The sequence below is a fragment of the Chthoniobacter flavus Ellin428 genome, assembly GCF_000173075.1.
GTDB classification, from domain to species: domain Bacteria; phylum Verrucomicrobiota; class Verrucomicrobiia; order Chthoniobacterales; family Chthoniobacteraceae; genus Chthoniobacter; species Chthoniobacter flavus.
The window spans coordinates 303,196-330,190 of sequence record NZ_ABVL01000002.1; the positions used below are offsets into that span (position 1 = coordinate 303,196).

Sequence of the window (26,995 nt, forward strand, 5' to 3'; positions counted from 1 at the left end):
TCATGATTTTAACGACAAATGCTGATTGGAAAGCCGCTCACGCGCACCCTTCTCTCCGCCCGGGGGAAGTGCACGTGTGGCGCGCGCAGCTTTCCGAAAGTCGTCCCGAAGACTTGCGGCGCCTGCTCTCGCCCGCCGAGAGCATCCGCGCCGAACGCTTTCATTTCGAACGCGACCGTGCCCGCTTCATTTGCGGGCGTGGCCTTTTGCGCACCATTCTCGGGCGTTATCTCGCCACCGACCCTCGCGAACTCCGTTTCGCCGAGGGCCCGCACGGCAAACCGGAGCTGACCGGTTCGGCCAGTTCGCTGCGCTTCAATCTTAGCCACTCGGATGACCTGATGCTGCTCGCGGTAACGCACACCCGCGCCGTGGGCATCGACCTGGAAATGATTCGCGACAATGTCCCGGTGGAAACGCTCGCCGATTACTATTTCGAACCGGAGGATGCCTGGCATCTCCGCCTGCTTCCGCCCCCGCAACGAGTGTGGAAGTTTTACGAACTGTGGACGCGGACCGAAGCCCAGCTCAAAGCCGACGGCACCGGTATCGCCCACGGACTCAAAGTATTGGAACCGGATCGCTGGTCGCTGCTCAAGCTGCAGCCGGCGGAAGGTTATGCCGCGGCCCTGGCCGTGGAAGGTAATGATTTTCAAGTAGAGTGCTGGTCATGGCAGAAATAGCCGCCAAGCCGCCGCAGAATTTCGAGATCCTCATCCAGCCCTCCCGTGGCTGGCTGAATATTCCCTGGGCGGAAATCTGGGAATATCGCGACCTGTTGCTCGTGCTCGTGCAGCGCGATTTCATCTCACGTTACAAGCAGACCATCCTCGGCCCGCTCTGGCATTTGCTTCAACCGGTCATCACCGCGGCCGTCTTCGTCGTCGTCTTCGGCGGCATCGCCGGCATTCCCACGGATGGCATTCCGAAGTTGCTCTTCTATCTCTGCGGCCTGCTGGGCTGGAGTTACTTCTCGCAGAATATCACCAATGGCGGTGCGACGTTCATCAACAACGCCCACCTCTTCGGCAAGGTCTACTTCCCGCGCCTCATCGTGCCGATCTCGGTGATCGTCTCGAACCTCATCGCCTTTGCGCTGCAGTTGATCCCCTTCGTCATCTGCCTGATCTTCTACAAGTTCTTCACCCATCAGGGCGGCAGCATTGCCTTCACCTGGCGCCTGCTGCTCGCGCCGCTGCCCTTGCTGCACGTCGCCGTGCTGAGCTTCGGCGTGAGCCTGTGGATGTCCGCCTCCACCGCGAAGTATCGCGACCTCATTCACCTCAACCAATACATCATCCAGATCTGGATGTTTGCCACACCCATCTTCTATCCCCTTTCCCAAGTCTCGAAAAAGCTGACCTGGGCCATCTGGGCCAACCCGCTCTCCGTGCCGATCGAATCCTTCCGCATCTGCCTGCTCGGGCACGGCACGCTCGGCGCCTCGGAAATCGTCATTTCCGTGGCCACCAGCATTCTTCTCACTGCTACCGGCCTGATCGCGTTTCAGCGGGTCGAACGCACAGTCGTCGACTCCGTATGAAGCCCGTCGTCGAAGTCGAAAATCTTTCCAAACTCTACCGGCTCGGCGCGATTGGCGCTTCGAGTTTGCGGGAAACCGTCGAGCGCGTTTTCGGCAAGAAGAAGCAAGTGGCCCCGGCGCAGTTCACCAAGGACAAGCCGATCGCCGATGACCGCCGCGGCCCCGAGCCCAACTCCTTCTGGGCGCTGAAGGATGTTTCCTTCTCCATCCAGCCGGGAGAAGTCGTCGGCATCCTCGGCCGGAACGGCGCGGGCAAATCCACGCTGCTCAAGATCCTCTCGCGCATCACGGAGCCGACCAGCGGGCGCGCCACCTTGCGCGGGCGCGTGGTCTCCCTGCTCGAAGTCGGCACCGGCTTCCACCCCGAACTCACCGGCCGGGAGAATATCTTCCTCAACGGCGCGATCATGGGCATGAAGCGCACGGAGATTGCCGCGAAGTTCGATGAAATCGTCGAGTTTGCCGAGGTCGGCAAATTTCTCGATACCCCGGTGAAGCGCTACTCCAGCGGCATGTATGTGCGCCTCGCTTTCGCCGTGGCCGCGCACCTCGAGCCGGAAATCCTGCTCATCGACGAAGTGCTCGCCGTGGGCGACGCCGGCTTTCAGAAAAAGTGTCTCGGTAAAATGGACGAGGTCGCCACGAAGCACGGCCGCACGGTCTTCTTCGTTAGCCACAACATGGGTGCCGTCCGCTCGCTCTGCGAGCACGCCATCCTCTTCGAGGGCGGCCGCCTCGTCATGACGGGCAATCCGGGCGACGTCATTAGCCGCTATCTCTCCGCCACCAGCCCGCAGGACAGCGATGTCGAAGGCCAGATTATTTGGAACGGCAAGGATGCGCCCACCTCGCATGACCTGAAGTTGCGCAGCATCCGCCTGCTCAATGGCCTCGGTGTGCCGCAGACAACGTTCGAGTCGGACAAGCCGATCACCGTCGAGGTGGAATACGAAGTCCTCGAGCGGATCCGCGGGGCGCGCTTTTGTCTGCTGCTGCTCACGCAGGAAGGCGAAGTCGCCTTCAGCGCGACCGACCACATGTTCCAGCAGGAGACGCAAAATCCCGGCGTCTACAAGACCGCGTGCCTCCTGCCCGGTGGCCTCCTGAATCGCCGGCAATACATCGTGCACCTGCAGTGCGATATCCCCGGCGAACGTTACGTGTTGCCCGCGGCGGAGTATCTCAGCTTCACCGTCTCCGGCATCGGCAACCAATCCTCGACCTTTCCCGAGCCCTGGCCCGGCGTCGTCTGTCCGCGAGTCTCGTGGAAGGTGGAAGAGCTCAAGTCGTGAGTGCCGCCAATCTCGGGCCGCTGGTCCTCGCTGTGCCGGTTTTCAATGGCGAACGTTTCCTGGCCGAGACTCTCGCTTCACTCAACGAGCAGGGCGACGACGTCCGCTGGTGGATGCAGGATGGTGCCTCGAAGGATGGCACCGTCGAGATTGCCCGCCGCTTCGTGCGCCCGTGCGACAAGATCGTCAGCGAACCGGACAGCGGCCAACCCGACGCCCTCAATCGCGCTTTCCAGCAAATGGGCGGCGAGATCATCGGCTTCCTCAATGCCGACGACACACTGCTCCCTGGCACCGCCCGCAAAGTGCTCGACTACTTCGCCGCCCATCCGGATGTGGATCTCGTCTGCGGCGAAATCGAGTGGATAGACGAGCACAGCAATGTCACCGGCCGGCATGCAGGGCGGATCCATTCGCTGGCCGAAGTACTCGATATCTACGGAGTGTGGTGGGCAAATCGCCAATGGGTCCAGCCTGAGGTCTTCTTCCGCCGCTCACTTTGGGAAAAGGCCGGCCTGTTCGACCCGAAGTGGAATCTCGTCTTCGACTACGAATTCTGGATACGCTGCTTCCGCGCCGGTGCCCGCGTCGCCCATCTGTCCGAGCCCCTCACGCGCTTTCGCATCCACGGGGCGCAGAAATCCGCCGCGGCGACCAACGCCGCCGACGAAATCCGCGCCGTGGTGCGCAAGCATCTCGATGACGGCGCTCCCCTGCCCGCCGTGCGCCGCTGGAAACTGGAAGCGGAGCTCAGCTACGACCTCTACCAAGGCGGCAAGAACGGCACGGCCCGCGGCTCCTTTCCCGCCGAAGTCCTGCGCCACCCGCAGTGGCTGCTCTCCTCGCCGGCGCGGGCGCGTTTGTGGGCGGCTTGCACGCGGCGCCTGAAACAGGGATAAGCACCGCGTGACTTCGCCCGGAAGACTTTGGTGGCTCCTGCGCCGTGATCTCAAGCGCGGTTGGGAAGCCTCCCACCATGAATACAAAGTGCTGCCCCGCATCGCGGATTGGTCGTGGCCGTTTTGGAACGACCCACCGCAAAGCGTGCCCATCCACCTGCTCACCGGCAAAAACGACTGGCGCCTCTCCGCCTGGATGCTGGCGAGCTGGCACCACTTCAGCGAACGCACCTGGCCCATCTTCATTCACGACGACGGTACGCTGCCCGAGGAAGCACGGGAATTGCTCAAAAAACTCTTCCCAAAAGCCCGCATCATCGAGCGGAGCGAGGCCGACGCCGCCATGGAGCCGGTCCTGCGCCCGTTCCCCTTCTGTGCGGACTATCGCAAGATGCACCCCCTCGCGCTCAAGCTCTTCGATGTGCCCCACTTCACCAGTGGCGAGCGCTTCATGCTCTTCGACAGCGACCTCCTTTTCTTCAACTACCCGCGCGAAATCCTCGACTGGGTCGATAGCGACGCGAGCGATTGCTGGTTCAACGAAGACGTGAAGGAAGGCGCGCTCATCACCGCCGCGGAAGCCCGCGCCGAGCTGAACATCAAGATCTGGTCCCGGGTAAACAGCGGTCTCTGCCTGCTGCCGAAAGCCGCCATCGACTTCGACCTGTGCGACCGCGCGCTCGCCCAGACCTCCATTCTCAGCGGCCACGTCTGGCGCGTCGAGCAGACCCTGCTCATGCTCTGCGCCACGCGGCACAACCGCGGTGGCCTGCTGCCGCACACCTACGAAGTCTCGCTCGGCAAGCGCTCCGCCGAGAATGCCATCTCGCGCCATTACGTCGGGGCCGTGCGCGACCGCTTTTATGCCGAGGGATTGAAGCGGCTCAACGCCATCTTCTTCCCGGTGGAACAGAAGGAATCATGAACGTCCTTTTCGCACCCGATTGGCGCAGCGGCGTGCCCTATCAACGGCTGCTCGCCGAGGCCCTCGAGGCGCATGGTGTCCGGGTCAGTTTTCTCCAGCACTACAAGCGGCTCATGCCGCTCACCCGGCTGCTGAGGATCAACCCCACGGAGCTCTTCCATTTGCATTGGCCCGAGGCCTATTACCCGCGCCTGCGCGATCGCTGGGACAAAATCCGCCGCGCCCGTTTCTCGGTCGATCTCATTCTCGCCACACGCAACAAGCCTTTCGTCCTCACCGCGCATAATCTCTGCGAGCACAACTTGCAGCATCTCCCCTTCGCGCAGGTGAATTACGCCACCGCTTACCGCCGCGCGAATCTCATCTTCGCGCACTCCGCCGCGGCCAAGGTGAAGCTCGCCCGCACTTACGGCGTGGATGAACGAAAAGTCCGCGTCGTGCCGCACGGCGATCTCTCAGTGGTGATGCCGCCGCCCATCCCGCGCGATGAAGCGCGCGCCAAGCTTGGCCTGCCGGAGGGGCCGCTCTGCCTCATGTTCGGCGCGGTCGAACCATATAAAGGCCAGGAGGAAGTGCTCGCCTATTGGAAGGAAGCACGCCCCGCGGCGCACCTGGTCATCGTCGGCAAACCCGACTCGCCCGAGTATGGCCAGACGATCCGCCAATTCGCCGCGGACATCCCCAATGTCACCCTGCATTTTCAGTGGCTCTCGGATGCGGAACTCGCGGATTTCCTCTGCGCGGCGGACTGTGCGCTCTTCAACTACCGCACCATCTTCACCTCCGGCGCGGCCTCGCTCGCGCGTTCTTGGGGGCTGCCCATTCTGATGCCGTCACGGCTCGAGACCGTCGATCTCGGCGAACCCGATCCGCGAGTGTTTCGTTTCGAAGCGTTCGACGCGCAATTCCCGCAGAAGCTCGCCGCCGCGCTCGCGATCGCGCCCGATTATCAAGCCGCTGCCGGATGGCGCGACCAGATATCCTGGCCACGGGTCGCGGAGCTCACGGTCGCCGGCTATCGCGAAGTGCTCGCGAAATAAGTTGCCGGCCGGCGCCATTCGCGCGTCCGTCAGCACCACGTTTTCCCATGTATATCCCGCCTGCGTTTCGTATTGAGGACAAAGCCCGACTGGCGTCGTTTCTGCGCGAATACAGCTTCGCCACGTTCATCACCAATGACGATGCCACGCCATTCGCCAGCCACCTGCCCATGCTCTTCCGTCCCGATCTCGGCGAGCATGGCACCCTCATCGCCCACCTGGCCCGGGCCAATCCGCAGTGGCGGCATTTCGCCGAAGGTCGCGAAGCCCTCGCCATCTTTCACGGCCCGCATGCGTACATCTCACCCACATGGTATGAAACCGCGCCGGCCGTTCCGACTTGGAACTATGCCGTGGTCCACGCCTACGGCATTCCGAAGATCTTCGAGAACCGCGATCGCATCGCGGCGCTCTTGCAGGAGACGATCTCCGTCTACGAGTCTTCCTTCGCGCAGCCATGGTCCGGGCAACTTCCCGTCGAGTATCTCGACAAAATGATCCATGGCGTCGTCGCCTTCGAAATTCCGATCACGCGACTCGAGGGGAAATTCAAGCTGGGCCAGAATCGTTCGCCTGAGGATGTGCAAGGCGTCTTCCGCGCGCTGTCGCAATCCGCGAGCAGCAACGACCGCGCCCTCGCCCAATTCATGGCCGCCGAGGGTCACGTCAAGGCAGCCAGTTAGGCTAGTAAACTCGGACGAGCGCGAAATCGACATCTGCGTTCCTGGATTTCGGTGAAGCAGCAGGTTATCCCGAAGGGATAAAGGACCGTAGCCGGGGGTAAGCGAGCTTGCGAGCGCCACCCCCGGATACTTGTCCTCTATGGATCCCATCCCGGAGGGATGGCGGAATGTAGGTAATGCTGAGGGGGCTCCGTCGTCTTCGAGAGTTGGCCCAAAAGCGTCAGAGGACTCTAGGCATTACCCACATCTTTTTTGAAGGTCCCGCGGAGAGAAGAAGTGCCTGCGAATCACGCAAATCACACGAATAAAATCCTCCTCATTCGCGTTATCTGCGTGATTCGCGGGCCCTATCCGCAGTCTTTTTGAGATGTGGGTATGCTTAGAGAGGACTGGCGCACTCCCAAAACGCTGTCGCGACGAATCACACCAACTACGGAAACACCGCGAACTTTCCATTCCCCAGCACCACCGCCGCGGCACCGCTCCCGCGACTCGGCACTGAACCCGGCTTCCCCAGCGGCGCTCCAGCCACATCGTAAAGTTGCCACCCGAGCACATCCTGACTCTTCCACACCACCAGCGAGACACCATCCGGCGCGCTGAGCGCGACCACCCCGGTCCGCATCCCACTTCTTCCCGGGGTCGGAATCTCGCCCGGCGGCAATACCGTTCCATCCTTATCGAGCCGCGCGAAGTAGATCTGTCCCTTGGTCGGCCACGCCGTGACAAAGCCTGTCGGCGTCCCGCGAATCGTGAAATAAGTCATCGGACAGGCCTGCAGTTGCCATGATGTGGCACTGATGCGCGTGCGCTTCTGTTGCCCGTTGCGATCAGCCAGGACCAGATAGATATCCCGCTCATTATTCGTCTCCTCGCGATAGATCAACGCGAGCCGTCCATCCGGTCCATAGGTCGTGCTCGTCGTGCAGCACTTGCAGGGATCGATCAACGGATTCACCTCCGCATAGGGCGAAAAATTCTCCCCGCCATCACGCGAAGCCATCGTGTAGACTTTGCCGGAAAGAAAACTCGCCGTCACCGCACCGCTCCCACTCGCGGCGAGCGAATACCCTTCGCTCGGTTTGTGATTCAAATTCCGCACGGGAGTGAACGTCTTCGCTCCCGCTGCGAGCGTCGCGTACTGCATGCCCCACTGCTCCTGCGGCAGCTTGAGCTTCCAGGCGTTCGTCCCCATCACCACATGCACCCGTCCATCCTGGCCGATCGCCATGTCCCAGGTCGCGTACTCGAGCCCCGGCTTTCGCGCCGCCTCATCCACCACCGAAAGCGGCGCGCTGAAGGTCGCCCCGCCATCGGTCGACCTCACATAATTCGGCCCACCATTCGCGTCGAAGAGCAGATGAATCGTCCCGTCGGTCCCACGCTCCGCCTTCATCACATTCGCCGCACCCGGGACATGAACCACTTTCACTCGATCGGCCGTCTCCGCAGCACGTGCGCCGGCTAAAGAGAAGAACAATGCCCCGAGAAGGCACAGGCCTCGTGTCCGAGGGAGAAAAGCAATGAAGGTGTTCATGGGGAAAGTGCTACGGATCATCAACAAAAGAGGCGTCTTTGAAAAGAAGTGAACGGCTGGGAACCCGAAGGAGCCATCCCTTCGCGGTCATGTTTACCCCGACACGGCTCATCTCTCTCCACTCTCTCGATTGCAGCCTTGCCCAAGTGGTGCTAAATGGCACGTCCCTATGTTGACTTTTACCAAGATGAATGGTGCCGGGAATGACTTCGTGATGCTCGATAATCGCGACGGGAAGCTGACGCTCGACAAGGCGCAGATTGCCCGTTTGTGCGACCGGCATCGCGGTGTCGGCGCGGACGGTGTGCTCGTGGTTGAACCGGCGCAGAGTGGCGCGAACTTTCGCATGCGCTACTACAATGCCGATGGCGGCGAGGCCGAGATGTGCGGCAATGGCGCCCGCTGCTTCGGGCGTTTTGCCCAGCGCGTGAGCGGCCAGGCGGGTGATATCTCCTTTGAAACCATGGCTGGAAAGATCACGGCGCAGTTCATCGACAACAATGTGCGCATCCAGATGAGCGAGCCCCATTCGCTGCGCCTGAATGAGTCGCTCGACTCCGGCGGCGAAGTGCTGACCGTGCACTCGGTGAATACCGGTGTACCGCACGCCGTGGTCTTCGTCGACGATCTCGAGCAGGTGGACGTCCGGCGCTTCGGCGCGGGTCTGCGCTATCACTCCCACTTCGCGCCGAAGGGCACGAATGCCAATTTCGTCCAGCAGCTCGGGCCGCAGACCATCGCCATCCGCACCTACGAGCGCGGCGTCGAAGACGAGACGCTGGCTTGCGGCACCGGCATGGTCGCCTGCGCGCTCATTTTCCACGAACTGACCGGCGCCGCCTCGCCCGTGGCCGTGAAGGTGCGCGGCGGTGAAACGCTGGAGATCGCCTTCCGCCAGGACGGCAAGGTCTACCGCGACGTCACGCTCACTGGTCCGGCGGATTTCGTCTTCGACGGTCAGGCCGCTTTGTGATATAAGCAGATGCGTGTCAATCTTCCATGAATCCTGCCCCTGCCCAGTTCGGCGCTCACTCCCATTGATTTCCCTATGAAGAAGAATGGAAAAAAGACCGCCGGCAAGCGTGGTCGCCGCCCGGTACACACCAAGCGGGACCTGGAGATCGTTCGCATGCACATCCAGGGAGTCGTGCATCCGCAGATCGCCGAGCAGTACGGCATCACCCGGGAGCGGGTCCGCCAGATCGTGGCCAACCACGACCAGGAGCCACGCCGTATTTTCCAGCGGCGCCGACGGGCGGAGAACGACGCGCAGCAGGCCGTGGAGTCGCGCCAGCGCAAGCAGAAGCGAGAGGCTCGGCTGCAAGCCCTCTCGGCCGCGTGGAAGCGCGGCGCCTCGATTTCGGAGATTGCGGAGGAATTTGGCATCAGCACGCCCAATGCGGCCAATGCCCTGATCTCCTATCGTCGTAAACGCCACCCGTCCCTTTTCCCTCTGCGGAAACCGTGGGTGAGCGCCCATCGCACGCCCAAGTCCAGGACGAAATCCAAAACAGGCAAAGCCATCTGAGATTCGCGGGTGGCAAATTTTCTTAATCGTAATCTTAATCTCATTCGAGCGCAGAGGCGGAAAGAGAAGAGTAAGATTAAGATTAAGAACCCTTCGCTCGTCCTGGCCCCGTTGCATCGCGCCGCGGGTTTTGCTATCCAACCCCTTCTTTCTCGCTTAGAACCGCACGCTCTATGTTTGCAGGCACCTACACGGCGCTCGTCACGCCATTTCAAAATGACCGGGTCGATGAAGCGGCTTTTGCCCGCCTCATCGAAGGCCAGATCGCCGGCGGCATCACTGGTATCGTCCCCGTGGGGACGACCGGCGAATCCGCCACCCTCGACCACGCGGAACACAACCGCGTCATCGAACTCGGCGTCAAAGCCGCCGCGGGTCGCTGCAAAGTCATCGGCGGCACCGGTTCGAACTCCACCGCGGAAGCGATTTCGCTGACCGTGGAAGCGGAGAAACTGGGCTGCGACGGTGCGCTCCTCGTGGCGCCATATTACAACAAGCCTTCGCAGGAAGGTCTCTACCGCCACTTCGCGAAGATCGCGGAGGCGACGAAGCTGCCGATCATTCTCTACTCGATCCCCGCCCGTTGCGGCATCGAGATCAGCGTGGAAGTGACCGTGCGTCTCGCCAAGGCGTTCCCGAACATCGTGGCGATCAAGGAAGCGGGTGGTTCTGTGGAGCGCGTGAGCGCCCTGCGTGCCGTCCTGCCGCCGGAGTTTACGATCCTTTCCGGGGACGACTCGCTGACCCTGCCTTTCGTTGCCGCCGGCGCGCAGGGCGTGATCAGCGTCGCTTCCAACATCATCCCGGCCGATGTCGTCGCGCTCGTCAACGCGGCGGTCTCCGGCGACATGAAGAAGGCGCGCGAGATTCACTTCCGTCTCTATCCTCTCTTCAAGGATCTCTTCATCGAACCCAATCCCGTGCCCGCCAAACAAGCGCTCGCCCTCCGCGGCGAGATGCAGCCCGACGTGCGGTTGCCGTTGTGCGAAATGGGCGAATCCACGCGCGCGAAGCTCGAAGCCACGCTGCGCCAACTCCATATCATCCCTTGAGCAAGCCACTCGAAATTATCATTAATGGCGCCCGCGGCCGCATGGGCCAGATGCTGGTCACCTGCGCCACTGGCGACCCGGATCTGCATGTCTTTGCCGCGGTCGATACCGGCGACGACTTCGCCTCGACCGTGCCCGGCGCGGACGCGATCATCGACTTCAGCCACCACTCGGCCATCGAGCCAGTGCTGGCCCGCTGCATGGAACACCAGAAAACGCTGGTCATCGGCACGACCGGTCACACCGACGCGCAGATCGCGGCGATCAAGCACGCTTCGGGGCAGATTCCGATCGTCTTCGCGCCGAACTACAGCATCGGCGTGAACACGCTCTTCTGGCTGACCCGCAAGGCTGCGGAAATCCTCGGGCCCGGCTTCGACCTCGAAGTCGTGGAGATGCATCATCGTTTCAAGAAGGATGCACCGAGCGGAACGGCCAAGCGTCTCGTCGAGATCCTCGCCGAGGTGCGCGAGCTTTCCTACAACAAGGACGCGCGCCACGGTCGTCAGGGCATCGTCGGCGAACGCACGAATGCGGAGATCGGCGTGCATGCCATCCGCGGCGGCGACGTCGTGGGAGATCACACCGTCATCTATGCCGCGCAAGGCGAACGCGTGGAACTCACCCACAAGGCCTCGAGCCGCGAAACCTTTGCCCGCGGAGCTTTGCGGGCCGCGCTCTGGGCGCACGACAAACCTGCGGGTCTCTATGACATGCAGGACGTTCTCGGCCTGAAGTAAACCCATGCGTGCCGGGATCGCTCTCGGTTCCAATCTCGGTGATCGCCTGGCGAACTTGCGCCGTGCCCGCGCGCTCGTCCTCGCCATGCCGGGCGTTTCCGCGCCAGTCATCGATTCGCGCGTCTACGAAACCGAGCCCGTGCAAAGCGGGCCGGATGCCGGCGCGTATCTGAACACGGTGATCGAGGTGGAATACGAAGGCCAGCCGATCACGCTGCTCGATGGCTTGCAGCATATCGAAGCCGAGTTGGGCCGTCCATCGAAGCGCCCGCGCAATGCGCCGCGGACGATCGATCTCGATATCCTTTACGCGGGCAATCTGGTACTCTCCAATGAGGAAGTCGTGATCCCACACCCACGTCTGCACCAGCGCCGTTTCGTCCTGACACCGCTCGCGGATATTCGTCCCGATTTAATTCTACCCGGCCAGCAATTGCCGGTCTCCACCCTGCTATCCGCCCTGATTGATCCATCCGGGGTGGAGCTATATTCCGAAAACTGGATATGAGCCACGAACCGACCACCTCCGATTCATCGCCCATGACTCCCGACCGCCTGAAGGAAATGAAGGTCCAGGGAGAAAAAATCGCCGTCCTCACCGCCTACGACTACCCCACCGCGCGTCTCTTCGACGAAAGCGGGATTGATGTGATCCTCGTTGGCGATTCGCTCGGTATGGTCGTGCTCGGCTATCCCGACACAACGCACGTGACGATCGACGAAATGGTGCACCACGTCGGCGCCGCGGCGCGCGGCGTGAAGCGCGCGCTGGTGGTCGGGGATCTACCGTTCGCTTCTTACACCATGCCGAAGCAGGCGGTCGTCAATGCCCGTCGCCTGATGGATGCCGGTGCCCATGCGGTGAAACTGGAAGGCGGCCGCGACCAGTGCGACCAGATCGAGGAGATCATCGCCGACGGCATTCCCGTGATGGCGCACCTCGGCATGCTGCCGCAGAGCGTGAAGATGGAGGGCGGCTACAAGATCAAAGGCAAGACGCCGCCGGAAGTGGAGAAGCTGCTCGACGATGCCAGGGCTGTGCAGGAAGCCGGCGCCTTCGCCGTCGTGCTCGAATTGGTGAAGAGCGAAGCCTCCGCCCAGATCAGCACCGCACTTTCCATCCCGACGATCGGCATTGGCTCAGGCCTGAACTGCGACGGACAGGTGCTCGTCTCCCACGATCTCATCGGGCTCTTCCCGTGGTTCACCCCGAAGTTCGTCAAGCCCCACGGCCACGTCGCCGAACAAATTCGCGCCTCCGCGGCCGCGTTCATCGCGGATACCAAGCAGGCGGGCAGGTAGGCGCATAGGCTGTCCGACAACTTTGGATAGGTGCGATAGGAATCATAGGAGGAATAGGATCTCCTATCACTCCCATTCCTCCTCTACTTCCTATTTCTCCTATTCGGCAGCTCAGATATCTCCTGCAAACTCGCCCACCCGCCGGAACTTCGCGTAGCGCTGCGCGAGCAGATCATCCGTCGGAATCTTGCTCAACTCGTCGAGCTGCCCCAACACCGCCTTCTTCAGATTCGCAATCGCCGCCGCGTGATCCTGATGCGCCCCACCGAGCGGCTCCGGAATAATCCCGTCGATCAGCTTGAGATCGAGCAGATCACGCGCCGTCAGCTTCAGCGCCGCCGCCGCCTCCGGTGCATGCTTGCGATGCTTCCACAAAATCGCCGCGCACCCCTCCGGTGAAATCACCGAATAGTAGGCGTTCTCGAGCATCATTACGCGATCCGCGACCCCAATCCCCAGTGCTCCACCGCTGCCACCTTCGCCAATAACCACGGCCACGGTCGGCGTCCGCAACACCATCATCTCGCGCAGATTCACCGCGATGGCCTCGGAAATATGTCGCTCTTCCGCGCCCACGCCGGGATACGCCCCGGGGGTGTCGATCAACGACACGAAGGGCCGCCCAAACTTTTGCGCCATCTGCATCAAGCGCAGCGCCTTGCGATAGCCCTCGGGATTCGCGCAGCCGAAATTGCGCCGGATGTTCTCCTTCAACTCGCGGCCTTTCTGATGGCCGATCACCGCGCACTTGTGGCTCCCGATCGTCGCGAAACCACCAGGCATCGAGCGATCCTCGGCGTACAGCCGATCACCATGCAATTCGATGAAGTTCGAAAACGAAAGCTGAAGGTAATCGAGCGAATAGGGGCGGGCCGTGTGCCGCGCAATCTGCACGCGCTGCCAGGCCGTGAGGTTCTCGTAAATGGCACGTTTCGTCTCTTCGATCTTGCCCTCCATGCGGCGCACTTCGTGATCGAAATTGATGTCATTCGCACGCGAATGCTTCTTCAGATCCGCGAGCTTTTCCTCGAGCTCGGCGATAGGCTTTTCAAAATCAAGAGGCGGGAGTTTCATGAGAGTCATTGTTCGAGAGTTACGGCGTCACCTTTGGAGAGCATGGCGTCGAGTTCGTCGAGCGCATCGGGCGTCAGACGAATGCCGCCGCCGGTTGGCTTTTGGCCACCTTCCTCGGCGACGGAATGCAACGTGCATTCCTTGATGTTGATTTGAATCCAGTGCGTGGAGCTCAGGTAGCCTTTGTCATTGAAAGTCACGCGCTGGCCATTCAGCCAGGAAATCTTATCGGTCACCTTGCCCATCTTTTTCTCCATCGGGAGGACCTTGCCCCCGGGCCCTTCCTTCCGGGCTGTCTTGGCGTACAAGGGCGGCCATTCCAGGACCGCGTATTGCTTGAAGAATTTCCCCTTGTTCAGGACGGTGACCTTGTCGCGCTTGCGGCTGATGACGAGCGAGAAATCGACCTGCGTCGCCGATATCTTCTGGTTGATGTAGAGCATCGACCTCGGCAGGTTGTTCGCCCGCATGATGAGCTCGGGCGTGGTCTTCATGCGGTTGGCCACGCGGCTGATGACGTCGCCCTTTTGCACCGTGTAGCTTTCCTTTTCGGGCGCCGCGATGGTCGAGAGAAGGATGTCGGTATTGATCTCGCCGAGCAGGTTCTTCGCGTCCTCGATCTTCGTCGATTCCGGATAGCGCTCGATAAAACCGTAAAAGGCATCGCGCGCTTCGATCACCTTGCCCCCCTTGCGAATGGCCACGCACTTGTTGAATTCCGGCAATGTCGGATCCGGCGGGGGTGGCGGTGGCGGCTGCGCTTGTTCCTTCTTCAGCGCGATCTGCGGCTGCAGGAATACTTTGTAGCCGACGAGCGCCGCCCCGCCAAAAATCACGACGGTAAGGAAGATAATGATAAGTGCTTTCACGAATGGCGGTACATCGGTCGCCTACTGACTTAACGAATTACACGACGAATGGGAAGCGTAACACCCAACGTCCATTACAGCAGGCCGCGCTTGCGAAAATCACCCAGGTTTCCACCCGATGACTCCTGGATCATGTCGGCCGCGAATTTCAGCAGGCAGATTTCCCATCCTTCATCGACTCCGTGAATGACCGCGCTCAGCGGATCGTTGGAAGCTGCCACCTGATCACGCAACCGGCCGACCACCTCTTCCATGCGATCGTGCACAATTTCATTCGAGATATCCGTCTTACGGAACTGGAAGCCGTACTTGAGGACGGCCAGTTGCGGCGCATTCTCGCGCAGCCAATCGGCAAAATCCTCGGCGTTCTCACCGAAGCCCTCGACCAACATGCGCTGAATGTGGCCGGGGGTGATGATCTGCGGACGCTCGGCATGCAAGCGGCCATCGCGGACCCGCACCTGGTTCACGTTATCCATCAATTCCGTGATCAGATAAAAACGAAAGCTGGTATCGCCAAACGTCGCGATCCGGCGCTGCGGCGCCACAATGACCTGCGTATTTTCGATCGCGTACTGGATCGTGTCCTCGTTAAGCATAAAAGATCAAAAACTTACGGCGAGTGGAATGCTGTGCAACGGTTTCTTTTGCCCCGCTCAGCCCCTCACCTTTACAACTTCGCTCACTACCGCATAAATTCAACGTCCTTGGATACTCCGAAAACACTCGCGATCATCGCCGGAAACGGCGTTTACCCGCAGGCCATGGCGCGAGCCGCTCGAGCCGCCGGGGTGTCCCGCCTCGCAGTGGCCGCTTTTCAAAATGAGACCGACCCGGCGCTGACCGCCCTCGTGGACCAAGTGGAATGGATGCGCGTTGGCCAACTTGGGAAGATGCTCAATTTTCTGCAGAAATCGGGCGCCAGCCACGCCGTGATGTCCGGTCAGATCCACCCGAAGAATCTTTTCGACCTGCGCCCGGATATCAAGGCGCTCATCGTCCTGGCCAGGCTCAAGAGGCGCAACGCAGAATCGATCTTCGGCGCGATTGCCGATGAAATGAAGAGCGTGGGCGTAGAACTGCTCCCTGCGACGACTTACATGGAGGAGCACCTGGCGCCCGCCGGGCTGATCGCCGGCCCGAAATTGAAAACGCGCGACGAAGAAGATCTGCACTATGGGTTTCACATCGCCAAGGAATCCAGTCGGCTGGATATCGGCCAGACCGTGGTGGTGAAAAACGGCACCGTCCTCGCCGTGGAGGCCTTTGAGGGCACGAACGCGGCCATCAAGCGCGGCGGCGAACTCGGTCGCAAAGACGCCATGATGGTGAAGGTCTCCAAGCCCAACCAGGATTTCCGCTTCGACGTTCCGGTGATCGGCCCCCTCACCCTCGAAGCGGCACGCGAAGCCCGCCTGCGGGCCATCGGCGTGGAAGCCGGCTACACCTTGCTCCTCGAAAAAGAAAAGCTCGCCGCGCTTGCCCAGGAACATCGCATCTCCATCTTCGGGTTGAAGGAATGACCACGGATTTCACGGATTTCGCGGATTAAGGATGAAACACGAGAATCTCACTCACTCGATCATCGGTGCCGCCATGAAGGTCCATTCGAAGCTGAAACCTGGCCTCGATGAATCATTCTACGAGAAAGCTCTCGTGATCGAGCTGGCTCGCATGGGCCTGAAGATCGAAAACCAGCGAGAGTTCCCTATTTTTTACGAGGGTCACTTCCTTGGAAATTTGATCCCCGATTTGATTGTCGAAAACGCAGTAATCGCAGATCCGAAGGTCACGACCGCCTTCAACGAAGCTCATGTCGCTCAAATGTTGGGCTACCTTAACGCCACGGGCCTTGAAGTCGCTTTGCTCCTGAATTTCAAACACGCCAGCCTCGAATGGAAGCGTGTGGTTGTCGGAAACGGCCCGGCACACCAGGCCGATTTGTCTGCTTAATCCGTGAAATCCGCGAAATCCGTGGTCAAAATCCCTCATCAAAAACTACATCTCAGCCCTCGTCGATGAACGACACTCCTTCTCAAAAATCGCAATCCACCCTTCGCGTTGGCGTTGTCGGCGCGGGCAGCATGGGCAAGAATCACGCCCGCATTTTCGGTGAATTGCCGGACTGCCAGTTTTCCGCCGTGCTCGATGAACGGGCGGATGTCGCACGGGATATCGCGGGCAAATACCATGCGCGGGCGGTCGCGGATCTCGATGAGTTTACGAACTCGGTGGACGCCGCGACCATCGCCACGCCGACGGTTACGCACTTTGCCATCGCCAAACACCTCCTCGAACACGGCAAGCACGTGCTCGTCGAGAAACCCTTCGTCGAGACGCCGAATCAGGCGCACGAGCTGTGCGATCTGGCGCAGAAGAAAGGCCTCGTGCTTCAAGTCGGCCACATCGAACGGTTCAACCCGGTGCTGTCCGCTCTCGAGGAGCGCCTCACTCATCCGCGGTTTATCGAGGCGACGCGCCTGTCCCCCTACCCTGGCCGCAGCCTGGATGTCGGCGTCGTGCTGGATGTGATGATCCATGACCTCGAAATCATCCTTCATCTCGTCGGCTCGCCGTGGGTCCAGGTGGATGCCGTGGGCGTGCCGATCCTCAGCAAGCGCGAGGACATCGCCAATGTCCGCATCCGCTTTGAAAACGGGTGCGTGGCCAATATCACCGCCAGCCGCATCAGCCAGGACAAGCTCCGCAAGATCCGCGTCTTCCAGCAGGACGCCTATCTCTCGCTCGATTACCAAAACCAGAGTGGTTACCTGCTCCGCCTCGCTCGCGAAGATGAAAGGGAAAGCTCCCTGCTCGGCAAAATCCTCGGCGTCGCCGCGGATGCGACGATCGTTACGGAATTCGCCGGCAAACGGATCGTCCGCGAGCCCGTGGAGGTGGAAAAAATGGAGCCGCTGAAACGCGAGCTCGCCGATTTCGTCGCCTGCGCCCGGGCCGGCGCACAGCCCAAGGTCAGCGGACACGAAGCGACGGCAGCTCTCGAGCTCGCCCTCGAAATCACCCGCCAGATCGAACAAAACAAAGCCACCGCTGTTCCGTGAAACTCTACCTCGTCGCCGGCGAAGCCAGCGGAGATGCCCGGGGCGCTGAGTTGATTCGCGCGCTGCGCGAACGGGATGCGTCGATCGAGTTCTTCGGCGCGGGCGGCCGCGAAATGCGCGCGCTCGTCGGCGAGCATTTCGTCGATTGGGCGGACGAAGCGGTCGTCGGCCTGTGGGACGTGCTGAAGAAATACGGCTACTTCAAAGACCAGTTCGATCGCATGCTCAAGGAGCTGGCGACGATTCAGCCCGATGCCCTCGTGCTCATCGACTATCCCGGTTTCAATCTCCGTCTCGCTCGCGAAGCGCACCAGCGTTTCCGCAAGCTCAAGATCATCGATTACATCAGCCCGCAGGTCTGGGCGTGGAATCGCGGCCGCATTCCGAAGATGGCGCGCTATCTCGATCTTATGCTCTGCATTTTCCCGTTCGAAAAGCCGCTCTATGAGGAGAGCGGTTTGCACACGGTTTTCGTCGGGCACCCGATACTGGACTCCCTCGCGGCCAAAAAGACGGGTGTCGCGCGCGATCCACATCTCGTCGGCCTCTTCCCCGGCAGCCGGGAGAAGGAAGTACGCCGTATCTTTCCCGTGATGGCGCAAGCCGCCATTCGCATGAAGAGCACGCATCCTGAACTGCGCTTCGAAGCCTCCGCCGCCTCGCATCAGCTGGCCGATCGCATGATGAGCACGCTGGAGCAACTGGGCCAGGGCGAGGACTTTTGCGCGGTCACGGTCCGCGCCTCGCACGACCTCATGCAGCGCGCCATCGCCGGCATGGTCTGCTCCGGCACCGCGACGCTCGAAGCCGCCTTCTTCGGTCTGCCGCTTTGCGTCGTCTACAAGGTCGCATGGCTCACCTGGATCGTCGGCAAGCAACTCGTCCGTGTGCCTTTCCTCGGGATGCCCAACGTGCTCGCCGGCCGCGAGATCGCCCGCGAATTGCTGCAAGGCGATGCTACGGCCGACGCCCTCGCGCATGAGACTCTGCGCTTGGTCACCAATGCCGAGCATCGCGAGGCGCTACAGGCCGATCTTCGCGCGGTCATCGTGGGTCTCGGAGAAAGCGGAGCGGCCACCCGGGCGGCCGATGCGATTCTGGAAGAGTTGCATACCCCGGCCCGCTCCTGATCGACTCTCCTCTCATGGACCCGAACGAACTTTCCGCCCTGTGGTCACCCTGGCGCGTGGAATACTTCAAGGCCGGCGCCACTCCCGATTTTCTTCTCGAAGCGGCCCGCGCCACCGACGATGCCGCGCATCTCGTCGTCGCCCGCCGCGCGCATACCTTCCTCATCATGAACCGCTACCCCTATGCGGTCGGGCATTTGATGGCGGTCCCGAATCGCAAGGTCAGCGAGATCGCCGCCCTGACGAACGAGGAAAAACTGGAGCTCTGGGAACTCGCCGAACACGCCCAGACGCTGCTGCGCGAAGCCATCCGGGCCCAGGGTTTCAACGTCGGCTTGAATCTCGGCAAATGCGCCGGCGCCGGCGTAGTGGATCACCTGCATCTGCACATCGTGCCGCGCTGGGAAGGCGACAATAATTTCATGCCGGTCCTCGCCGATACGCGTGTCCTGCCCGAGGCGCTCGATTCCCTATATCGAAAGCTCATCGCCACGCGTGACAAGCTGGCCAAGTAATGGACGAGCAAGCGTTACATGACCGCATCGAGAGCCTGCGCACCGGAAGCGGCTGCGCGGCGATCGGCGTGCAGGTTTTCGACTACGAGACCGACCGCACCTTTTCCCATGAGGGAGACCGCTGGTTTCACGCCGCCAGCACGATGAAGGTCGCCGTGCTGCTTGCGCTTTTCCATGCGGTGGATACTGGGCGCGTGCGATTGGAAGATCGCCTGCACGTGCGCAATCGCTTCCGGAGCATCGTCGACCGCTCCATCTTTCGCGTGCAGCGCGACCGCGACGCCGACTCCGCCGTGCATCGCCGCGTCGGCCGTTCGATGAAATTGATCGAACTCGCCGAACCGATGATCACGCGAAGTAGCAATCTTGCAACGAACCTGCTGCTCGAATTCCTGACACCGGATTATATTCAATCCACTTTGACGGCAGCGAAAGTCGATGGTGTGCGGGTCCTGCGAGGGGTGGAAGATTCCGTAGCTTTCGATCGCGGGCTGAACAATACCGTCACGCCGAGCGGGCTCGTTGCCCTCTTTCGCCTGTTGCGCGAAAACCGTCTCCTTCCAGAATCCGCCCGCAATCGTATGCTCGCCATCCTGCTGGCCCAGGAATTCAACAGCATGATTCCCGCACTGTTGCCCGATTCCGCGCAGGTCGCGCACAAGACGGGCGAGATCTCGACCTGCACCCACGATGCCGGCCTCGTGCTACTGCCCGGTCGCCGTCCGTACGCCGTGGCCATTCTCACCGAACATCCGCCCGGCCTCGACGATACCCAGAAGCTCGTGGCGAAGGTCTCGCGGTTGGTTTACGAGTTCCTCACCTCATGAAAGTCGTCGACGGCCTCACTCTTCCTGCCGAACACCGGGCTCTGTTGCGGCCAGGTGAAGTGCTGGAGTGTGATGGCCATGAAGCGCATCGCTTGCCGCGCTTCTTTTACGAAATCGATTCGTGGGCTCATGCCAAGGAGACGCAACTCACGCCGCACTTCACGCTCTCGGAACTGATCACCGTCGATTGTCGCGAGGCCGATCTGCTGCTGCACAGCTTTCCGCACTACGTGCCATGCGCCGTCATCGTCCTGGCGCGGTATCTCGAGGATTTCCGTCAGCGCGTGGACGCGCCGGTCTGCATCGCCGTGAATGGCGGTTACCGCTCGCCCGCGCATCGTCTCGCCGGACGGCCCAATCCACACATCTGGGCTGCGGCGGCGAATATCTATCGTGTCGGCGACACCTGGCTCGATTCGCAGAAATCAATCGAGCGTTACGCGCGGATCGCCGAATCGCTCGGCCCCGAAGTTTTTGTCCGCCCCTTCGGCTTCAATCCGGGCGAGACCGACGACCATCTCCACGTCGACCTTGGCTATTTGCTTTCCACGCCGCGCGGTTACAGTGAACTCCAGTGATTGCTGCCCATGGGTGCCCCGCGCAAACTTCCCAGCATCTCCCGCCGCCAGGTTCTGCGGCGCACCGGCCCGGGACCGGTGCCGGTCATCGGACTCGAGGCGGAATTCACGCTCTACGTCGATGACGTAAAGCGGCGGCCCGAGGAAGTCTTCGGCAACGCCCAAAAATTCGTGCGGCAGAAGATGCTCCCACGCAAGGGACGTTCGTTTCAATTGCCGGTCGGTGGCGCGGTCTATTTCGACACCGGGGTGATCGAAGTCGCCACTCCGATCATCGAGATCGAATCCGGTTGCGCCGTGCGCGCTGGCCGGACGCTTTGGGAGCAACTCGAGTTCGTGCGGGGCGAACTGGATGCCTGGGAGACAGATCACGGCCAGAAGCTGCGACTCGAAGGTTTTAGCACCCATTACAACGTCTCGGTGCCGGTCGGGCGTTCGCTCTCCTCTGTCCGCTTGCAGCAAGCGGCGCGTATGCTGACCTATCTGCTGCACCCGCCGGTGATGTTGCTGGCGGCGAATAAACTCAGCACCGGTATCGGGGTACGTCCGCGCGGCGATCGCCTGGAAGTCACCGCCGACTTCACGCCCGACCCGGACTTGATGATCGCCACGACCTCACTGGTCACTGGCATCATTCTCGCCGTGCTCGAATGGCCAGTGCACACCCTCGCCGAAATGAAGCGGCGCGGACTGCCGATCATCGCTGGTTTCTCGCCGTGCAAACACACTTCGCGAAAGGGATTTCTCGCCCGGCATTTCTGTTTTCCACGCAATCCTTTCGCGGCCGATGTCAATGAACCGGACTGGCGGTTGGTTGATGGCCGGCATCGCAGCCTGCGACAGATCGCCCTCGAAATTGCGCTGCCGTTTCGGGAGGCGATCGGTGCTGTCACCGATACCGACGCGCTCACTCACGTCTTCGAAGTGCTCTCCGGCCGCGCCCGTTCGCTGCTCGACTTCCCGACCCGTCCGACGCGCTACGAAGACGCCGGCCGCCGCATCGAGTGGAACCGCCGCAACCATCGCACGCTCCCTCGCTCGCGTTACGAGCAGATCATCCATCGCGTCCTCACCCATCGTCCCATTCGTATCGGCTCCGCGCTCTACGATCCGGAGCGGATGATCGGCTGGCATGCCATCGCCTTCCGCAACCGCCGCAACGGCCGCCGCCGCACCTTCACGCTCGACGAACTCGCAGCGCAAGGGTTGACCAATACCTAAAAACCGACTACGGACGCTCGTTCTGGATCGCGGCGATGCGTTCCATCACACGCTCGCTGAGACGCTGGTAGAGCTCACGCCCTTCGCCGACCATGTCGTCCTTGGTGAAGTACATCGGCTCGCCGACTACGATTGTCACGGGAGTGAAAGGCTTCGGCTTGCCATCCATGGGAAAGGCCTCGAATGCACCGAAGATGCGCATCGGCACCACGGGGGCGAGCGTCTTGGCGATGACCAATCCCAGTCCCGGCTGCGCGGGTTGCAGTTTACCATCGGGCGTCCGACCGCCCTCGGGGAAAATGACCGTGGCGTTTCCCGCGCGGACTCGTTTGATGACCGTCTTCAGGGCGCTCATGTCCGCACGATCCTGATCCACTGGGATCACGTTCATGTGCGGCAGAATGGGGCCAAGGATGGGCCACTTCAGCAATGTCTTGCGCGCGAGATAAAAGAGCTCGCGATGACAGGCGATGCCGGCCAGCGGCGGATCGAGGTAACTCTCGTGATTCATCGCGAGGATGCAGCCACCCTCCTCGATGATGCGCTCACGATGCACCACCTTGAACGAGAAGAGCAGCTTCCCGAGAATCTGTGAGGTGATATAACCGAAACGGTACCAGCCACCCATCGCTACAGTTCGCCGAGCGGCAACCCTTTCTGTTTCAAGCGCCCGAAAATCTCGCCGACCACACCTTCCACCGTAAGATTCGAGCTATCGATGACATGCGCGTCCTCGGCAATGACCAGGGGCGAAGTGCGGCGCGAAGAATCCACCTTGTCGCGCGCGGCAATCGAATCCTGCAACCCCTGCCTGGCTCGACGCAACGCACGTATTTCCGGCGAAGCATCGACGTAGAATTTGTAAGGCGTTTCGGGAAACACCGCCGAGCCGATGTCGCGACCTTCCATGACCACGTCATAGTCGTAAGCAAACGCACGCTGCTTCTCGGTCAACAACCGGCGCACGTCGGGCAAGGTCGCAATGGCGGAAACATTGGCATTCACCGCCTCATCGACGAGATGCGGCGTCGGGTCGACGTCATCGAGCAAAATCGTCGACTGCCCATCCTCCACACCGCATTCCACCTTGGTGAAATGCAGCAACTGCTGCACGCGCCCTGCATCCACCACCGGTACGCCTTTATCCACGGCCAGCCAGGTCACGGCGCGATACATCGCGCCGGTATTCACATAGACGTAGCGCAGCTTGCGCGCCAGGGCGCGAGCCACGCTGCTCTTTCCGGACGCGGCCGGGCCATCGATGGCAATGACGATATGAGGATGGTCCTTGGCCGCGGGGTCAGGCATTGGGGAGCGAGGTGATGACCGGGGTTTGCTGGCCCGGCGGTTCGTGCAGAATGCGTTCCAATGTCTGGTAGAAGCCCGGGTAGGAAGTGTTCACGCAGTCCGTATTGGTGATGATCGTCTCGCCCTCGGCAAACATGCCGGCGATAGCGAAAGCCATGGCAATGCGATGATCGCCGTAGCTGTCGAGTCGCGCCCCGTGCAGCGGAATGCCGCCAGTGATGACCATACCATCCTCGGTCTCCTGCACCTGCGCGCCCATGGCCCGCAAGTTCGTCGCGACCGCGGCCAGGCGATCGGTTTCCTTCACCCGCAGTTCGCCGGCGTCCTTGATGACGGTGGTGCCATTGGCCAGCGCCGCAGCCACAGCGAGGATCGGCAATTCATCGATGACATTCGGAATTTCTTTGCCACCGATCTCGGTGCCCTTGAGGCGCGCGCCGCGCACTTCGATCACACCGAGCGGTTCGGCCTCTTCGTTCTCGACGATCTCGCGCACATGCGCACCCATTCGCACGAGCACGGCGAGGACGCCGGTGCGGGTCTCGTTGAGGCCAACATTCTTGATGAGCAGATGCGAGCGCGGTTGCGCGGCCGCGGCCACGAGCCAGAAGGCCGCGCTGGAGATATCGCCCGGCACCTGGAAGTCACGCGACTCCGGCGTGAGCCCGCCGTGCAGCGAAACGGTGAGGTCATTCTTCTGCGGGCGAATGAGAAAATACTCGAGCATGCGCTCGGTGTGATTGCGGCTCTGCGTAGGCTCCGTCACGCTCGTGCGGCCCTTGGCAAACATGCCGGCGAGCAGCACCGCGCTCTTCACCTGCGCGCTGGCCACCGGGCTCACATAGTCGATCGGCTGAAGATTGCCGCCTTCGATGACGAGCGGCGGACGGCCATCCTTGCCCTCGGCGGTAATCTTCGCGCCCATCTGCGTCAGCGGTTCCATCACCCGGCGCATCGGACGCTTGGAGAGCGACGGATCGCCGATCAAGCGGCTGCGGAAAGGCTGACCAGCCAGAAGGCCCGACATGAGGCGCATGGTGGTGCCGGAGTTGCCGCAATCGATATCATGCGTGGGTGCGGCGAAGACGCGGCGCTTGCCCTGCACGATGAGCGTCGTCTCATCCGCGCTCTCGATCGGGACGCCCAGCGCCCGTATGGCGGCCACGGTGCAAAGGCAATCTTCACTCGGCAAAAATCCGCGAATGACACATGTGCCATTGCTCATGGACGCGAGCATCACCGCACGGTGCGAAATGCTCTTATCACCGGGGACTTCGAGTTCGGTTTGGATCGTGTTGGCGCGGCGAATTTTCCAGTCAGGCATGCGAATGTTTCGGGAAGCGCAGCTGGTCGCGCTGCGTTTTGGCTTGGGTGAGAAGGGCGGTCATGGAGGCGTCGTGGTCGAGCAGTGTTGCGATTTCACGCAGCTTTTCAATCATGGCTTCCACGGATGCGCGAACAGCGGTGTGATTGCTGCGTAGAATCTCGGTCCACATTTCCGGCGGACCGCTCGCCACGCGGGTGGTGTCGCGGAAGCCGGGCCCCGCGAATTCCAGGGCCGTGGCGTTTTTTTCGGCGACGAGATTGACGAGCGCCGCAGCGAGCAAATGCGGAAAGTGGCTGACCATGGCCACGATCTCATCGTGCTCCGCCGGGGAAAGTTCCAGCACACGCCCGCCCAGCGTCTGCCAGAAATTGTGAATGGTGGTCACCGCTTCCGCATCGGTCCGGGAGTCGGGTGTGACGATGCAGGCCGCGCCATCGAAAAGGCCAGCGCGGGCCGCTTCCAGGCCGGTCCGCTCGGAGCCAGCCATCGGATGGCTGCCCACAAAGCGGCCGCGCTGGGCAAAGATGGGGCTCAATTCCTCGACGACCGGTCCCTTGCAACTGCCGACATCGGTGATGATGGCCCGCGACGGGACGAGCGATGCGATCTGCCGGGCCAGCGAGCCCATGATGCCGATCGGCACCGCAAGCACCACGATATCCGCATCGTGCACCACCTCCGCGAGATCCGTCGAAGCCACTTCCGCCAGCGCCCGCTTTTGCAACTCAGCGACCGCTTCCGCACGACGCGCCCACACCGCCACATGAAAACCAGCGGCCCGCCGCGCTGCGAGCGCGATGGAACCGCCGAGCAATCCGGGTCCGATGATGGCGAGTCGTGTCATGAAAAATGGGAAAAAAAGCCCGGCCTGCGGCGCGGAGCCGGCGGGCCGGGCTGAAGACTTTGGAAAGTCGCGCGCTAGGGAACGAGGAAACTCTTGCCGGAATAGGGATCCTTCACCTCCGTGCCGGGCGGGAAGCCACGTACGTCGATGTAGCCCTTGTATTGATCGTACGGACTGAAGACGAAGCCCGGTTTGCCGGGCACCGGCTTGGCGTAAGGAATTTCGCCAGTGGAGGGCGACTTGGCCTCCGGCACCGGTGATGGCGGCTTGCCACTGGTCGTGGCGTCCGGAGCTGGCTTGGTATTGTCCGTCGTGGGAGGCGCGGTGTTCGTCGGGCTCTGCGAGTCATCAGGCGGAGCCGTGGTCGTCATCGTATCGGTCGCCGTGTGACCGGGTTTGTTGTGCTTTCTAGGAGCATCATCCTGGCAAGCGCTGAAGAGGGCAACGGTCAACGCGAGAGCAGCCGGAACAGTGAATCGCTTCATAAAGGTAGTGTGGCTATTAACTGAAGCTACGCGGGGGTGACAATGGAAATTTCCCATGTGTGCCATTCGGGGCAAGGTTGTTTCACGATGCTTTCAGAACCCGGAGATCGGCTCGCAGTTGCTCGTCCAGTGCCGCGACGACGGCTTCCGGGGCTTCCAGGGCGGCCATAATACCCCCGTGGGCAATCATCGTGAGCGGGCAGGCCGGCACGAGTCGCTGCACCTGCAGGGCACTCCCTTCCGGCTCCGGAGAGCGAATCTCGCTCCAGAGCAGCGCCATGGGCCGCAGGAGCATGCGCAGGCGCGCGTCGAGATCGAAGCTCAAGCTACCGCTGAGCCAGGCCAGCGTCGCGTGTTCAGCGGCCGGCTGCTGTGCGCAGGTGGAAATGACATCGATCATCTCCTCGGTCACCGCGGAGGGATCGGTAAAGACTGCCTTGCGCAGCCAGTTCGCCACGGAGGATTTGGTGGAAAGATGATTACGGTAGAGAAAGCGGGCGAGGAGCGGGATGCGGTAGAGCCATCGCGAAAAGAACGACAGCGTATGGCCGCCGATTTCGCCGGTGCCATTTGGCATGTGCAGAACGAGCCGCGAGACGAGTTCGGGATGCTGCGTAGCCAGGTAAACGCAGAGCCCGGCCGACCAACCACTCGCCACGAGCACCGGCGGCTGTTCCCATTCAAAGCTACGCAGGAAATCGGCCAGCGTCCGGACGCAATCCGCCGCGGTAAGCCGCAGCGCCGGTCGCTCGGATTCGCCGAACCCGAGCAAATCGAGCGCGATGACCCGATGCCGGGAAGCAAATTCCGGATAGACCTTCGACCACTCGTAGGAGGAGGCGCCGAAGCCCACATTGTGCACGAAGACGAGCGGACGCCCGCTGCCGGACTCGTGATAGACCACCTGCCCGAGACTCGTGTGCCGCACCTTGGTGGAGAATACCGGCGCCGAAATCGCATCAGGCACACGCCGCCTGGTCGGTGGCCGCAAGGCATACTTCAGTGCGACGAGGATGGCAGTGACGATCCCCGCGCTGATGCCCACGCGCCAGGCGTGTTTGGGTTTGAGCTGGAGCTTCTTCGAATCCAAGGAGTGGTCTTCTATAATAATGATAATTCAGCAGCGCCGCTTGTCTTGGAAATCAGCTGGCGGACACATGTGTTCATAAGCACACAACACTCCCCACGCGTCAACACGAGAATGAAGGTGAATT

The 26,995-nt window shown here is 61.5% G+C and carries 31 protein-coding genes; 21 read left to right on the forward strand and 10 right to left on the reverse strand.

Annotated features, from left to right (window positions below):
* Positions 1–2: 2 nt before the first annotated feature.
* The 7 genes from CFE428DRAFT_RS04135 to CFE428DRAFT_RS04165 all read left to right on the forward strand — a co-directional run bounded on the left by CFE428DRAFT_RS04135 (position 3) and on the right by CFE428DRAFT_RS04165 (position 6,382).
* The gene (locus CFE428DRAFT_RS04135; RefSeq protein ID WP_006978189.1) at positions 3–683 is read left to right on the forward strand and encodes a 4'-phosphopantetheinyl transferase family protein; all 681 of its coding nucleotides are present in this window, start codon (positions 3–5) and stop codon (positions 681–683) included.
* Positions 671–1,543 (forward strand): ABC transporter permease, encoded by an 873-nt coding sequence (locus tag CFE428DRAFT_RS04140; protein ID WP_006978190.1) that lies wholly within the window; start codon positions 671–673, stop codon positions 1,541–1,543. Before CFE428DRAFT_RS04135 ends, CFE428DRAFT_RS04140 begins: the two co-directional genes overlap by 13 nt.
* Positions 1,540–2,835: an ABC transporter ATP-binding protein gene (locus CFE428DRAFT_RS04145; protein WP_006978191.1), complete on the forward strand. Its 1,296-nt coding sequence runs from the start codon at positions 1,540–1,542 to the stop codon at positions 2,833–2,835. Before CFE428DRAFT_RS04140 ends, CFE428DRAFT_RS04145 begins: the two co-directional genes overlap by 4 nt.
* Positions 2,832–3,734, forward strand: coding sequence for a glycosyltransferase family 2 protein (locus CFE428DRAFT_RS04150; protein ID WP_006978192.1), 903 nt, complete (start codon positions 2,832–2,834; stop codon positions 3,732–3,734). Before CFE428DRAFT_RS04145 ends, CFE428DRAFT_RS04150 begins: the two co-directional genes overlap by 4 nt.
* A gap of 88 nt (positions 3,735–3,822) precedes the next feature.
* Positions 3,823–4,659, forward strand: coding sequence for a hypothetical protein (locus CFE428DRAFT_RS04155; RefSeq protein ID WP_131989088.1), 837 nt, complete (start codon positions 3,823–3,825; stop codon positions 4,657–4,659).
* Complete coding sequence (locus tag CFE428DRAFT_RS04160) at positions 4,656–5,699, forward strand: glycosyltransferase (RefSeq protein ID WP_006978194.1); 1,044 nt, start codon at positions 4,656–4,658, stop codon at positions 5,697–5,699. The genes CFE428DRAFT_RS04155 and CFE428DRAFT_RS04160 overlap by 4 nt, the downstream gene beginning before the upstream one ends.
* Positions 5,700–5,746: 47 nt before the next feature.
* Positions 5,747–6,382, forward strand: coding sequence for an FMN-binding negative transcriptional regulator (locus CFE428DRAFT_RS04165; protein WP_006978195.1), 636 nt, complete (start codon positions 5,747–5,749; stop codon positions 6,380–6,382).
* Between the two features lie 430 nt (positions 6,383–6,812).
* Here CFE428DRAFT_RS04165 and CFE428DRAFT_RS04170 read toward each other — a convergent pair whose 3' ends face one another.
* A complete protein-coding gene (locus CFE428DRAFT_RS04170; RefSeq protein ID WP_131989089.1) occupies positions 6,813–7,919 on the reverse strand; it encodes a sialidase family protein in 1,107 nt (368 codons plus the stop codon).
* Positions 7,920–8,088: 169 nt separating this feature from the next.
* Here CFE428DRAFT_RS04170 and dapF point away from each other — a divergent pair, with 169 nt between their 5' ends.
* The 6 genes from dapF (at position 8,089) to panB (ending at position 12,541) form a co-directional block, all read left to right on the forward strand.
* Positions 8,089–8,892 (forward strand): diaminopimelate epimerase, encoded by an 804-nt coding sequence (dapF, locus tag CFE428DRAFT_RS04175; RefSeq protein WP_006978197.1) that lies wholly within the window; start codon positions 8,089–8,091, stop codon positions 8,890–8,892.
* Positions 8,893–8,967: 75 nt separating this feature from the next.
* Entirely contained in the window at positions 8,968–9,447 is a 480-nt protein-coding gene (locus CFE428DRAFT_RS04180) for a hypothetical protein (protein WP_006978198.1), read from the forward strand.
* Positions 9,448–9,620: 173 nt separating this feature from the next.
* The gene (gene dapA / locus CFE428DRAFT_RS04185) at positions 9,621–10,499 is read left to right on the forward strand and encodes a 4-hydroxy-tetrahydrodipicolinate synthase (protein ID WP_006978199.1); all 879 of its coding nucleotides are present in this window, start codon (positions 9,621–9,623) and stop codon (positions 10,497–10,499) included.
* Entirely contained in the window at positions 10,496–11,239 is a 744-nt protein-coding gene (gene dapB, locus CFE428DRAFT_RS04190; RefSeq protein WP_083804965.1) for a 4-hydroxy-tetrahydrodipicolinate reductase, read from the forward strand. The genes dapA and dapB overlap by 4 nt, the downstream gene beginning before the upstream one ends.
* Positions 11,240–11,243: 4 nt before the next feature.
* The gene (folK, locus tag CFE428DRAFT_RS04195; RefSeq protein WP_006978201.1) at positions 11,244–11,747 is read left to right on the forward strand and encodes a 2-amino-4-hydroxy-6-hydroxymethyldihydropteridine diphosphokinase; all 504 of its coding nucleotides are present in this window, start codon (positions 11,244–11,246) and stop codon (positions 11,745–11,747) included.
* A 32-nt stretch (positions 11,748–11,779) separates the two neighbouring features.
* Positions 11,780–12,541, forward strand: a complete 762-nt coding sequence (panB, locus tag CFE428DRAFT_RS04200) for a 3-methyl-2-oxobutanoate hydroxymethyltransferase (protein WP_042724445.1) — start codon at positions 11,780–11,782, stop codon at positions 12,539–12,541.
* A 111-nt stretch (positions 12,542–12,652) separates the two neighbouring features.
* Here panB and CFE428DRAFT_RS04205 read toward each other — a convergent pair whose 3' ends face one another.
* From CFE428DRAFT_RS04205 to CFE428DRAFT_RS04215, 3 genes are all read right to left on the reverse strand, one after another.
* Positions 12,653–13,624 carry an acetyl-CoA carboxylase carboxyltransferase subunit alpha gene (locus CFE428DRAFT_RS04205; protein ID WP_006978203.1) on the reverse strand — a complete coding sequence of 324 codons (972 nt, stop codon included), beginning with the start codon at positions 13,622–13,624 and terminating at the stop codon, positions 12,653–12,655.
* Positions 13,621–14,484: a LysM peptidoglycan-binding domain-containing protein gene (locus CFE428DRAFT_RS04210; RefSeq protein WP_006978204.1), complete on the reverse strand. Its 864-nt coding sequence runs from the start codon at positions 14,482–14,484 to the stop codon at positions 13,621–13,623. The genes CFE428DRAFT_RS04205 and CFE428DRAFT_RS04210 overlap by 4 nt, the downstream gene beginning before the upstream one ends.
* 74 nt (positions 14,485–14,558) lie before the next feature.
* Positions 14,559–15,083, reverse strand: a complete 525-nt coding sequence (locus CFE428DRAFT_RS04215; RefSeq protein ID WP_006978205.1) for a hypothetical protein — start codon at positions 15,081–15,083, stop codon at positions 14,559–14,561.
* Between the two features lie 108 nt (positions 15,084–15,191).
* Here CFE428DRAFT_RS04215 and CFE428DRAFT_RS04220 point away from each other — a divergent pair, with 108 nt between their 5' ends.
* From CFE428DRAFT_RS04220 to CFE428DRAFT_RS04255, 8 genes are all read left to right on the forward strand, one after another.
* Positions 15,192–16,007 carry an LpxI family protein gene (locus CFE428DRAFT_RS04220; RefSeq protein WP_006978206.1) on the forward strand — a complete coding sequence of 272 codons (816 nt, stop codon included), beginning with the start codon at positions 15,192–15,194 and terminating at the stop codon, positions 16,005–16,007.
* A gap of 31 nt (positions 16,008–16,038) precedes the next feature.
* Positions 16,039–16,437 carry a GxxExxY protein gene (locus CFE428DRAFT_RS04225; RefSeq protein WP_006978207.1) on the forward strand — a complete coding sequence of 133 codons (399 nt, stop codon included), beginning with the start codon at positions 16,039–16,041 and terminating at the stop codon, positions 16,435–16,437.
* A 65-nt stretch (positions 16,438–16,502) separates the two neighbouring features.
* Positions 16,503–17,546: a Gfo/Idh/MocA family protein gene (locus tag CFE428DRAFT_RS04230; protein WP_006978208.1), complete on the forward strand. Its 1,044-nt coding sequence runs from the start codon at positions 16,503–16,505 to the stop codon at positions 17,544–17,546.
* Positions 17,543–18,676, forward strand: coding sequence for a lipid-A-disaccharide synthase (gene lpxB / locus CFE428DRAFT_RS04235; protein WP_006978209.1), 1,134 nt, complete (start codon positions 17,543–17,545; stop codon positions 18,674–18,676). Before CFE428DRAFT_RS04230 ends, lpxB begins: the two co-directional genes overlap by 4 nt.
* Positions 18,677–18,690: 14 nt before the next feature.
* Positions 18,691–19,191 (forward strand): HIT family protein, encoded by a 501-nt coding sequence (locus tag CFE428DRAFT_RS04240; RefSeq protein ID WP_006978210.1) that lies wholly within the window; start codon positions 18,691–18,693, stop codon positions 19,189–19,191.
* Positions 19,191–20,018, forward strand: a complete 828-nt coding sequence (locus CFE428DRAFT_RS04245; protein ID WP_006978211.1) for a serine hydrolase — start codon at positions 19,191–19,193, stop codon at positions 20,016–20,018. Before CFE428DRAFT_RS04240 ends, CFE428DRAFT_RS04245 begins: the two co-directional genes overlap by 1 nt.
* Positions 20,015–20,596 (forward strand): hypothetical protein, encoded by a 582-nt coding sequence (locus tag CFE428DRAFT_RS04250; protein WP_006978212.1) that lies wholly within the window; start codon positions 20,015–20,017, stop codon positions 20,594–20,596. Before CFE428DRAFT_RS04245 ends, CFE428DRAFT_RS04250 begins: the two co-directional genes overlap by 4 nt.
* A gap of 9 nt (positions 20,597–20,605) precedes the next feature.
* On the forward strand, positions 20,606–21,817 hold the full coding sequence (locus CFE428DRAFT_RS04255; RefSeq protein WP_006978213.1) for a hypothetical protein: 1,212 nt from the start codon (positions 20,606–20,608) through the stop codon (positions 21,815–21,817).
* Between the two features lie 7 nt (positions 21,818–21,824).
* On the opposite strand, the gene CFE428DRAFT_RS04260 is transcribed toward CFE428DRAFT_RS04255, so the two are convergent.
* The 6 genes from CFE428DRAFT_RS04260 to CFE428DRAFT_RS04285 all read right to left on the reverse strand — a co-directional run bounded on the left by CFE428DRAFT_RS04260 (position 21,825) and on the right by CFE428DRAFT_RS04285 (position 26,871).
* Complete coding sequence (locus tag CFE428DRAFT_RS04260) at positions 21,825–22,445, reverse strand: lysophospholipid acyltransferase family protein (RefSeq protein ID WP_006978214.1); 621 nt, start codon at positions 22,443–22,445, stop codon at positions 21,825–21,827.
* Positions 22,446–22,447: 2 nt separating this feature from the next.
* On the reverse strand, positions 22,448–23,125 hold the full coding sequence (gene cmk / locus CFE428DRAFT_RS04265; protein ID WP_006978215.1) for a (d)CMP kinase: 678 nt from the start codon (positions 23,123–23,125) through the stop codon (positions 22,448–22,450).
* Complete coding sequence (gene aroA, locus CFE428DRAFT_RS04270) at positions 23,118–24,449, reverse strand: 3-phosphoshikimate 1-carboxyvinyltransferase (protein ID WP_006978216.1); 1,332 nt, start codon at positions 24,447–24,449, stop codon at positions 23,118–23,120. Before aroA ends, cmk begins: the two co-directional genes overlap by 8 nt.
* Complete coding sequence (locus CFE428DRAFT_RS04275; RefSeq protein ID WP_006978217.1) at positions 24,442–25,296, reverse strand: prephenate dehydrogenase; 855 nt, start codon at positions 25,294–25,296, stop codon at positions 24,442–24,444. The genes aroA and CFE428DRAFT_RS04275 overlap by 8 nt, the downstream gene beginning before the upstream one ends.
* Before the next feature lie 74 nt (positions 25,297–25,370).
* Complete coding sequence (locus tag CFE428DRAFT_RS04280) at positions 25,371–25,781, reverse strand: hypothetical protein (RefSeq protein ID WP_006978218.1); 411 nt, start codon at positions 25,779–25,781, stop codon at positions 25,371–25,373.
* An 82-nt stretch (positions 25,782–25,863) separates the two neighbouring features.
* Positions 25,864–26,871 carry an alpha/beta fold hydrolase gene (locus CFE428DRAFT_RS04285; protein ID WP_006978219.1) on the reverse strand — a complete coding sequence of 336 codons (1,008 nt, stop codon included), beginning with the start codon at positions 26,869–26,871 and terminating at the stop codon, positions 25,864–25,866.
* Between the last annotated feature and the right edge of the window lie 124 nt (positions 26,872–26,995).

Coding starts and splice junctions, on each gene's coding strand:
- panB (WP_042724445.1), top strand. CDS start 11,780: ATGACTCCCGACCGCCTGAAGGAAATGAAGGTCCAGGGAGAAAAAATC.
- CFE428DRAFT_RS04260 (WP_006978214.1), bottom strand. CDS start 22,445: ATGGGTGGCTGGTACCGTTTCGGTTATATCACCTCACAGATTCTCGGG.
- CFE428DRAFT_RS04255 (WP_006978213.1), top strand. CDS start 20,606: ATGGGTGCCCCGCGCAAACTTCCCAGCATCTCCCGCCGCCAGGTTCTG.
- CFE428DRAFT_RS04170 (WP_131989089.1), bottom strand. CDS start 7,919: ATGAACACCTTCATTGCTTTTCTCCCTCGGACACGAGGCCTGTGCCTT.
- CFE428DRAFT_RS04230 (WP_006978208.1), top strand. CDS start 16,503: ATGAACGACACTCCTTCTCAAAAATCGCAATCCACCCTTCGCGTTGGC.
- CFE428DRAFT_RS04135 (WP_006978189.1), top strand. CDS start 3: ATGATTTTAACGACAAATGCTGATTGGAAAGCCGCTCACGCGCACCCT.
- CFE428DRAFT_RS04240 (WP_006978210.1), top strand. CDS start 18,691: ATGGACCCGAACGAACTTTCCGCCCTGTGGTCACCCTGGCGCGTGGAA.
- cmk (WP_006978215.1), bottom strand. CDS start 23,125: ATGCCTGACCCCGCGGCCAAGGACCATCCTCATATCGTCATTGCCATC.
- CFE428DRAFT_RS04180 (WP_006978198.1), top strand. CDS start 8,968: ATGAAGAAGAATGGAAAAAAGACCGCCGGCAAGCGTGGTCGCCGCCCG.
- CFE428DRAFT_RS04225 (WP_006978207.1), top strand. CDS start 16,039: ATGAAACACGAGAATCTCACTCACTCGATCATCGGTGCCGCCATGAAG.
- dapF (WP_006978197.1), top strand. CDS start 8,089: ATGTTGACTTTTACCAAGATGAATGGTGCCGGGAATGACTTCGTGATG.
- CFE428DRAFT_RS04245 (WP_006978211.1), top strand. CDS start 19,191: ATGGACGAGCAAGCGTTACATGACCGCATCGAGAGCCTGCGCACCGGA.
- CFE428DRAFT_RS04215 (WP_006978205.1), bottom strand. CDS start 15,083: ATGCTTAACGAGGACACGATCCAGTACGCGATCGAAAATACGCAGGTC.
- CFE428DRAFT_RS04275 (WP_006978217.1), bottom strand. CDS start 25,296: ATGACACGACTCGCCATCATCGGACCCGGATTGCTCGGCGGTTCCATC.
- CFE428DRAFT_RS04160 (WP_006978194.1), top strand. CDS start 4,656: ATGAACGTCCTTTTCGCACCCGATTGGCGCAGCGGCGTGCCCTATCAA.
- CFE428DRAFT_RS04145 (WP_006978191.1), top strand. CDS start 1,540: ATGAAGCCCGTCGTCGAAGTCGAAAATCTTTCCAAACTCTACCGGCTC.
- CFE428DRAFT_RS04205 (WP_006978203.1), bottom strand. CDS start 13,624: ATGACTCTCATGAAACTCCCGCCTCTTGATTTTGAAAAGCCTATCGCC.
- dapA (WP_006978199.1), top strand. CDS start 9,621: ATGTTTGCAGGCACCTACACGGCGCTCGTCACGCCATTTCAAAATGAC.
- folK (WP_006978201.1), top strand. CDS start 11,244: ATGCGTGCCGGGATCGCTCTCGGTTCCAATCTCGGTGATCGCCTGGCG.
- CFE428DRAFT_RS04140 (WP_006978190.1), top strand. CDS start 671: ATGGCAGAAATAGCCGCCAAGCCGCCGCAGAATTTCGAGATCCTCATC.
- aroA (WP_006978216.1), bottom strand. CDS start 24,449: ATGCCTGACTGGAAAATTCGCCGCGCCAACACGATCCAAACCGAACTC.
- CFE428DRAFT_RS04250 (WP_006978212.1), top strand. CDS start 20,015: ATGAAAGTCGTCGACGGCCTCACTCTTCCTGCCGAACACCGGGCTCTG.
- CFE428DRAFT_RS04280 (WP_006978218.1), bottom strand. CDS start 25,781: ATGAAGCGATTCACTGTTCCGGCTGCTCTCGCGTTGACCGTTGCCCTC.
- CFE428DRAFT_RS04165 (WP_006978195.1), top strand. CDS start 5,747: ATGTATATCCCGCCTGCGTTTCGTATTGAGGACAAAGCCCGACTGGCG.